General features: G+C 48.8%; 8 protein-coding genes. All 8 read right to left on the bottom strand.

Features of this window, described 5'->3' with window-relative positions; translation table 11 throughout:
- Nucleotides 1-43: 43 nt before the first annotated feature.
- Nucleotides 44-4072: a DNA-directed RNA polymerase subunit beta gene (gene rpoB, locus M988_RS19380; RefSeq protein ID WP_008815919.1), complete on the bottom strand. Its 4029-nt coding sequence runs from the start codon at nt 4070-4072 to the stop codon at nt 44-46.
- Between the two features lie 328 nt (nt 4073-4400).
- Nucleotides 4401-4766, bottom strand: a complete 366-nt coding sequence (gene rplL, locus M988_RS19385) for a 50S ribosomal protein L7/L12 (protein ID WP_004089450.1) — start codon at nt 4764-4766, stop codon at nt 4401-4403.
- A gap of 66 nt (nt 4767-4832) precedes the next feature.
- Nucleotides 4833-5330, bottom strand: a complete 498-nt coding sequence (gene rplJ / locus M988_RS19390) for a 50S ribosomal protein L10 (protein WP_008815920.1) — start codon at nt 5328-5330, stop codon at nt 4833-4835.
- Between the two features lie 329 nt (nt 5331-5659).
- Nucleotides 5660-6364, bottom strand: coding sequence for a 50S ribosomal protein L1 (gene rplA / locus M988_RS19395; RefSeq protein ID WP_004089455.1), 705 nt, complete (start codon nt 6362-6364; stop codon nt 5660-5662).
- A gap of 3 nt (nt 6365-6367) precedes the next feature.
- Nucleotides 6368-6796, bottom strand: coding sequence for a 50S ribosomal protein L11 (rplK, locus tag M988_RS19400; RefSeq protein ID WP_004089458.1), 429 nt, complete (start codon nt 6794-6796; stop codon nt 6368-6370).
- 173 nt (nt 6797-6969) lie between these two features.
- Nucleotides 6970-7515, bottom strand: a complete 546-nt coding sequence (nusG, locus tag M988_RS19405; RefSeq protein ID WP_004089459.1) for a transcription termination/antitermination protein NusG — start codon at nt 7513-7515, stop codon at nt 6970-6972.
- Nucleotide 7516: 1 nt separating this feature from the next.
- The gene (secE, locus tag M988_RS19410) at nt 7517-7900 is read right to left on the bottom strand and encodes a preprotein translocase subunit SecE (protein WP_004089461.1); all 384 of its coding nucleotides are present in this window, start codon (nt 7898-7900) and stop codon (nt 7517-7519) included.
- A gap of 287 nt (nt 7901-8187) precedes the next feature.
- A partial coding sequence (locus tag M988_RS19415) for an EF-Tu C-terminal domain-related protein (RefSeq protein ID WP_248846525.1) occupies nt 8188-8674 on the bottom strand: 487 nt, incomplete at its 5' end.

An 8674-nucleotide genomic window follows, 5' to 3' on the forward strand; every position in this document is an offset into this window, starting at 1 on the left:
GGGCGCTTAGCGGCTGGTGTTACTTATAATTCGAATGAACGAATTACTCGTCTTCCAGCTCAATGTTAATACCGAGCGAGCGGATTTCTTTCAACAATACGTTGAAGGATTCCGGCATGCCTGGTTCCATACGGTGGTCGCCATCCACGATGTTTTTGTACATCTTGGTACGGCCGTTTACATCGTCGGACTTGACGGTCAGCATTTCCTGCAGCGTGTAGGCAGCGCCATACGCTTCCAGTGCCCATACTTCCATCTCACCGAAGCGCTGACCACCGAACTGAGCCTTACCACCCAGCGGCTGCTGAGTAACCAGGCTATAAGAACCGGTAGAACGCGCATGCATTTTGTCATCAACCAAGTGGTTCAGTTTCAGCATATACATGTAGCCGACAGTAACCTGACGCTCGAACTGCTCGCCGGTACGGCCATCAAACAGCGTAATCTGACCAGAGGTAGGAATGCCACCTAATGTCAGAAGCTCTTTGATTTCTTTCTCTTTCGCACCGTCGAAGACTGGTGTTGCGATTGGCAGACCTTTTTTCAGGTTCTCAGCCAGACGCATAACTTCGTCGTCGGTGAAGGTGCTCAGATCAACGGTCTGACGCGTATTATCGCCCAGATCGTAGGCTTTCTGAATGAACTCACGCAGCTTGGCCACTTCCTGCTGCTGCTTCAGCATGGCGTTAATTTTCTCACCAATGCCTTTCGCAGCCATACCCAAGTGGGTTTCCAGAATCTGACCGATGTTCATACGTGATGGTACGCCCAGCGGGTTCAGTACGATGTCTACCGGAGTACCGTTTTCATCGTAAGGCATATCTTCGATCGGGTTGATCTTGGAGATAACACCCTTGTTACCGTGGCGGCCTGCCATCTTGTCACCAGGCTGGATCTGACGTTTAACTGCCAGATAAACCTTAACAATTTTCAGTACGCCAGGTGCCAGATCGTCACCCTGAGTGATCTTACGACGCTTAGCATCCAGTTTCTTCTCGAAATCAGATTTCAGCTCGTCGTACTGCTCAGCCAGCTGTTCCAACTGGTTCTGTTTAGCTTCATCAGCCAGACCCAGTTCTAACCAGCGGTCACGTGGCAGCTTAGCCAATTTCTCAGCTTCAACACCACCAGATACCAGTACGTCGTGGATACGGGCAAACAAGCCAGCTTCCAAGATCTGCAGTTCTTCAGTCAGGTCTTTCTTAGCCTGCTTCAGCTGCATCTCTTCGATTTCAAGCGCACGTTTGTCTTTCTCTACGCCATCGCGAGTAAAGACCTGCACATCAATAACGGTACCAGAAACGCTGTTTGGAACGCGCAGAGAAGAGTCTTTAACATCAGACGCTTTCTCACCGAAGATAGCACGCAGCAGTTTCTCTTCTGGAGTCAGTTGGGTTTCACCTTTAGGCGTTACCTTACCAACCAGAATGTCGCCACCTTTCACTTCCGCACCGATATAAACGATACCGGATTCATCCAGTTTAGAGAGCGCAGCTTCACCCACGTTAGGGATGTCAGCGGTGATCTCTTCAGGCCCCAGTTTGGTGTCACGAGACACACAAGCCAGTTCTTGAATGTGGATAGAAGTAAAGCGATCTTCTTGTACAACACGCTCAGACACCAAGATGGAGTCTTCGAAGTTGTAACCGTTCCATGGCATGAATGCCACGCGCATGTTCTGACCCAGAGCCAATTCACCCAGATCGGTAGACGGGCCGTCAGCCAGCACGTCGCCACGCTCGATGGGTTCACCCAGATTGACACATGGCATCTGGCTGATGCAGGTGTTCTGGTTAGAACGGGTGTATTTGGTCAGGTTGTAAATATCAATGCCTGCTTCGCCCGGATACATCTCATCTTCGTTAACTTTGATAACGATACGAGAAGCATCAACGTATTGGATTACACCACCACGTTTAGCAACAGCGGTAACACCGGAGTCGACGGCTACAGCACGTTCCATACCGGTACCAACCAGCGGCTTATCAGCGCGCAGAGTCGGAACGGCCTGACGTTGCATGTTCGCACCCATCAATGCACGGTTGGCGTCATCGTGTTCCAAGAACGGGATCAGAGAAGCACCGACGGAAACCACCTGCTGGGTGGAAACGTCCATGTAGTCAACCTGATCGCGGCTGAACAAGCTTGATTCGCCTTTGCTACGGCAAGTAACCAGATCTTCAATGAAGCGGCCTTCGTCGTCCAAGTTGGAGTTCGCCTGAGCGATGACGTAGTTGCCTTCTTCAATAGCAGACAGGTAATGAATTTCATCAGTTACAATTCCATCACGAACGCGGCGGTATGGGGTTTCCAAGAAGCCATATTCGTTAGTCTGTGCATAAACAGACAGGGAGTTGATCAGACCGATGTTTGGACCTTCAGGCGTTTCGATTGGACATACACGACCGTAGTGAGTCGGATGAACGTCTCGAACTTCAAAGCCTGCGCGCTCACGGGTCAAACCACCTGGGCCCAACGCGGAGATACGACGCTTATGCGTAATTTCTGACAGTGGGTTGTTCTGGTCCATAAACTGAGACAGCTGGCTGGAACCAAAGAACTCTTTCACTGCGGCAGAAATTGGCTTGGCGTTGATCATGTCCTGAGGCATCAGCATATCGAGGTCGCCCAGAGACAGACGCTCTTTAACTGCACGCTCAACACGTACCAGACCTACACGGAACTGGTTCTCAGCCATTTCGCCCACGGAACGGATACGACGGTTACCCAAGTGGTCGATATCGTCCACTTCGCCTTTACCGTTACGGATATCGATGAGTTTACGCATCACTTCAATGATGTCGTCTTTGCTCAGGATACCGGAGCCTTCAATCTCTTCACGCAACAGAGAACGGTTGAACTTCATACGACCAACCGCAGACAGATCATAGCGGTCTTCAGAGAAGAACAGGTTCTCAAACAGGTTTTCAGCTGCTTCGCGTGTTGGTGGCTCACCAGGACGCATCATGCGATAGATTTCAACCAGCGCACTCAAGCGGTCGCTAGTTGGATCGACGCGAATGGTCTCAGAAATATAAGCACCGTGATCCAAGTCGTTGGTGAACAGCGTTTCGATACGCTTGTAACCCGCTTGGCTCAGCTTAGCCAGCAGATCCAGTGACAGCTCCATGTTGGCTGCACAGATCAGCTCACCGGTATTTTCGTCGATATAATCTTTAGCGACGACTTTACCAGCAATGTACTCAACCGGAACTTCGATCAGCGTAATGCCGTCTTTTTCCAATTGGCGAATGTGGCGTGCGGTAATACGGCGGCCTTTTTCAACATAGACCTTACCGTCAGCTTCGATATCGAAGGACGCAGTTTCGCCACGCAGACGTTCTGGAACAAGCTCCATCTGCAGTTTATTATCACGAATCTCGAAGACAACTTTGTCGAAGAACAGCTCAAGGATCTGTTCAGTCGTAAAGTTTAATGCGCGCAGAATAATGGTCGCAGGTAATTTACGGCGACGGTCAATACGCACAAACAGGTTGTCTTTCGGATCGAATTCGAAGTCTAACCATGAACCACGGTAAGGGATGATACGTGCGTTATACAGCACTTTACCCGATGAATGGGTTTTACCCTTATCGCTGTCAAAGAACACGCCTGGGCTACGGTGCAACTGAGATACGATTACGCGCTCAGTACCGTTGATAACGAAAGTCCCGTTATCAGTCATGAGTGGAATTTCACCCATGTAGACTTCTTGTTCTTTGATGTCTTTAACGGTGCCTTCCGGCGCCTCACGCTCGTAAATAACCAAACGCAGTTTAACGCGCAGCGGAGCGGAGTAAGTTACGCCACGGATCTGGCATTCTTTAACATCGAATACCGGCTCACCGAGACGATAGCTGACATACTGCAGCTCGGAATTACCACTGTAACTCTGGATTGGGAATACGGAACGGAATGCTGCTTCCAGGCCGTGTTGCCCTTCCGGATCTTGCTCGATAAATTTCTGGAACGAGTCAAGCTGGATAGAAAGGAGATAAGGTATGTCCAAAACTTGTGGACGCTTACCAAAATCCTTACGAATACGTTTTTTCTCGGTATAGGAGTAAACCATAGGGTTCCTCAGCTCGCTGATCAGTGACCCACTCTGTCCGTCCTAGTAGGACAGTTCATGCAACACCATTTTGTGACCGAAAGGCAGAAACACCTCTCGCAATACTTGTTTCTATCACTCTTAAACCATTTCGTTGCGCTTTACTCCGGAACTCCCGAAGTGGAAAACGGCAATATATTAAGTCGAAGATAGAAACAAGTATTGAGGGAATACTAGTGGTCAAACAGTGTGAAATACCACTAACATCCTTTACAGCGCAAAAAGGCTGGTGACCAAAAAGTCACCAGCCATCAGCCTAATTGCTTAGGCTGCTACCAAAAGAGTTGGCTTATTTAACTTCAACTTCAGCGCCAGCTTCTTCCAGAGATTTTTTCAGTGCTTCAGCGTCATCTTTGCTAACGCCTTCTTTCAGTGCAGCTGGTGCAGATTCAACCAGATCTTTAGCTTCTTTCAAGCCCAGACCAGTTGCGCCACGTACTGCTTTGATTACAGCAACTTTGTTAGCACCAGCAGCTTTCAGAATAACGTCGAATTCAGTTTTTTCTTCAGCAGCTTCAGCTGGACCTGCAGCAACAGCTACAGCTGCAGCAGCAGAAACACCGAACTTCTCTTCCATCATGGAGATCAGTTCAACAACGTCCATTACAGACATTTCGGAAACTGCATTCAAGATATCGTCTTTAGAGATAGACATAAAAATTGTTCCTAAAATTCAGAAATAGATTATACGTAAGCAAACACGTTAGAAAAGAAAGGCTGATTAAGCAGCTTCTTTCTGATCGCGCAGAGCAGCCAGAGTGCGAACCAATTTGCCTGCAGAGGCTTCTTTCATGGTTGCCATCAGGCGTGCGATTGCTTCTTCGTAAGTTGGCAGAGTTGCCAGGCGGTCGATCTGAGCCGCTGGAATCAACTCACCTTCAAAGGCTGCAGCTTTAACCTCAAATTTTGCATTCGCTTTCGCGAAATCTTTGAACAGACGAGCAGCAGCGCCCGGGTGTTCCATAGAAAATGCAACTAAGGTTGGACCAACAAACGTGTCTTTCAGGCATTCGAAAGGAGTGCCTTCAACGATGCGACGCATCAAGGTGTTGCGAACAACACGCATGTAAACGCCAGCTTCACGACCTGCTTTACGCAGTTCAGTCATTTTATCTACGGTTACGCCACGAGAGTCAGCGATAACAGCAGAGTGCGCGCCTTTGGCTACTTCGATGACTTCAGCAACAATCGCTTGTTTGTCTTGAAGATTTAATGCCATTAGCTTTAGCTCCTGGATTTTGGCCGGGGAGGATTCCCCGGAACTCACATCACCTAATACCGAAAACGGTTTAGGCGTTAAATACGGTGAGCAGAATCCAGTAATCAAAAAGATTTTTTAGGTTCTGTCACCGTCTACGCAGGACGATTAAGCGTCTTTCAACGCACCTGCGGTCTTGGACGGAGGTCTGGATAAGGCCAGACTCCAACCGAAAATTCGTTCGCTATATTCGCTAAAGAGCATTCGATAGAGAATATGCGGGCGTCAGATTTTATACAAATCTAGCGCCCGCGTAAAGCGAAAACGCAATTAGCTATTCTCTAAGAGAATTAGTTAGCTACTGCGGTCAGGCTACCCTGTTCGATCGCTACGCCAGCACCCATGGTGGTGGACAGGCTGATTTTCTTGATGAAAACGCCTTTAGCAGTCGCAGGTTTAGCTTTCTTCAGAGCAACCAGCAGAGCTTCCAAGTTTTCTTTCAACTGGTTAGAGTCGAAGTCAACTTTGCCGATGGTGCTGTGAATGATGCCGTTTTTGTCGTTACGATAACGAACCTGACCCGCTTTAGCGTTCTTAACCGCTTCAGCAACGTTAGGAGTTACAGTACCAACTTTAGGGTTTGGCATCAGGCCACGTGGACCCAGAACCTGACCCAACTGGCCAACAACGCGCATTGCATCTGGAGATGCGATAACTACGTCGAAGTTCATTTCGCCTTTTTTGATCTGTTCTGCCAGATCTTCCATACCTACCAGTTCAGCGCCTGCAGCTTTAGCAGCTTCAGCATTTGCACCCTGAGTAAATACAGCAACGCGTACTGAACGACCGGTGCCGTGTGGCAGAACGGTAGCGCCACGTACGTTTTGGTCAGATTTACGAGCATCGATGCCAAGGTTGACAGCAACGTCAACACTTTCAACGAATTTAGCAGTGGCCAGCTCTTTTAACAGAGCAACGGCTTCGGTGATGTCATATTGTTTAGTAACATCAACTTTGTCACGGATCACGCGCATGCGCTTGGTCAGCTTAGCCATTTCTTAGTCCTCCACTACCAGGCCCATGGAACGAGCAGTACCTTCGATGGAGCGAATCATCGCTTCAACGTCAGAACCAGTCATGTCCGCAGCTTTGGTTTCTGCGATTTCACGAACCTGAGCACTCGTTACTTTACCTACTTTGTCTTTGTTCGGCTTGCCAGAACCAGACTTGATACCAGCTGCTTTCTTCAGCAGTACTGCTGCTGGAGGAGTTTTGGTAACGAAGGTGAAAGAACGGTCAGAATAAACGGTAATAACAACCGGAATTGGCAGACCTTTTTCAATGCTGTCAGTCTTAGCATTGAATGCCTTACAGAATTCCATGATGTTAACGCCTTGCTGACCCAGAGCTGGACCAACTGGCGGACTTGGGTTTGCCATACCAGCTGCAACTTGCAGCTTAACGTAGGCTTGTACTTTCTTGGCCATGGTAAATATCCTCGATTGGGTAATATCGCCTCAAAGAGGCTCCCCGTTATTTGCAAAACGTTTACACGCGACACATTCGAAAATGGGGTGCGTATAAAAACAAAAGGCGCGAAATTGTAGTTTAATTTCGCGCCTCTGGCAATCAGCAATCGCTATGGTTGCTTAATTTTTTATCAGCCTTTTTCAACCTGACTAAAGTCCAGCTCTACCGGGGTCGCTCGACCAAAGATAGAAACCGAAACTTTCAAGCGGCTTTTTTCGTAGTCAACTTCTTCAACCACACCGTTAAAGTCGGCAAATGGACCATCGCTGACGCGAACCATTTCGCCTGGCTCGAACATCGTTTTCGGACGAGGCTTATCACCAACCTGCTGCAAACGGTTCATGATGGCATCAACTTCTTTGTCACTGATTGGAGCTGGACGATCAGAAGTACCACCGATAAAGCCCATCACACGCGGCACGCTACGCACTAAGTGCCAGCTGGCATCTTCCATCACCATCTGAACTAATACGTAACCAGGGAAAAATTTACGCTCGCTTTTGCGACGTTGACCGCCACGGATTTCAACGACTTCTTCAGTCGGAACCATGACTTCACCGAACAACTCTTCCATGTTGTGCAGTTTAATGTGCTCACGCAGCGATTGAGCTACGCGGCCTTCAAAACCGGAAAACGCCTGAACGACGTACCAACGCTTTTTAGGGGCTTCAGACATCTTAGAACCTCAGGCCAGTAATAAACGAAACCAGACGGACTAGAATACCATCCAGTCCCCACAGAATCAGTGACATGACAGCGGTGACCGCAGCCACAATCAATGTTGTGTGCAACGTTTCCTGACGCGTTGGCCAGATGACCTTGCGCATTTCGGTACGCGCTTCACGGGCAAACGCCACGGTAGCCTTACCTTGAGTTGTCAATAATGCTACGGCACCAGCAATCGCAATAATCAGGACTACAGCCATCGCGCGCAGTGGCAGACTCACATCACGGTAAAGGAAGTTACCTACGATGGCCACGATCAGCAGCACGGCGACAACCAGCCATTTCAGCGCTTGTAGGCCGCGCCCGCTCCCTTGAGCATCGGTATTCGCACTCATAAACCAACCTGTCACTAGATTGTGAAAAACAACTTCGCCCCGCTACGCGAGGCAAACCAAACCGAATGGGTATCTTACAAGAAACAAACGCGATTAGCGCGGTTACCTCTTCAAAGAAAGAGCGAAATCAGACAAATGATCCGCTATTCGGCACGATACGCCGTACTATCAGAGCCCATCTCACCTGTAATTATGACGCTAAAACTACTGATGAGATAGGTTCTAGTATCACTAGCGTAGAAAAAGGGCATCAAATGATGCCCTTTTATCGCGTGTCGCGTCAAATCTTATTCGATGACTTTAGCAACAACACCTGCACCAACGGTACGACCACCTTCACGGATTGCGAAGCGCAGACCATCGTCCATTGCGATTGGGTGGATCAGGCTAACAATCATTTGAATGTTGTCGCCTGGCATTACCATTTCCACGCCTTCTGGCAGTTCGATAGTACCGGTCACGTCAGTAGTACGGAAGTAGAACTGTGGACGATAACCTTTGAAGAACGGAGTATGACGGCCGCCTTCGTCTTTGCTCAGAATATAAACTTCTGATTCGAACTTGGTGTGTGGCTTGATGGTGCCTGGCTTAGCCAGAACCTGACCACGTTCGATGTCTTCACGCTTGATACCACGCAGCAGAACACCAACGTTCTCGCCTGCACGACCTTCGTCCAGCAGCTTACGGAACATTTCAACGCCAGTACAAGTTGATTTAACGGTATCTTTGATACCAACAATCTCAACTTCTTCACCCACTTTGATGATACCGCGT

It is taken from the genome of Hafnia paralvei ATCC 29927, from assembly GCF_001655005.1.
Classification (GTDB): Bacteria; Pseudomonadota; Gammaproteobacteria; order Enterobacterales; family Enterobacteriaceae; genus Hafnia; species Hafnia paralvei.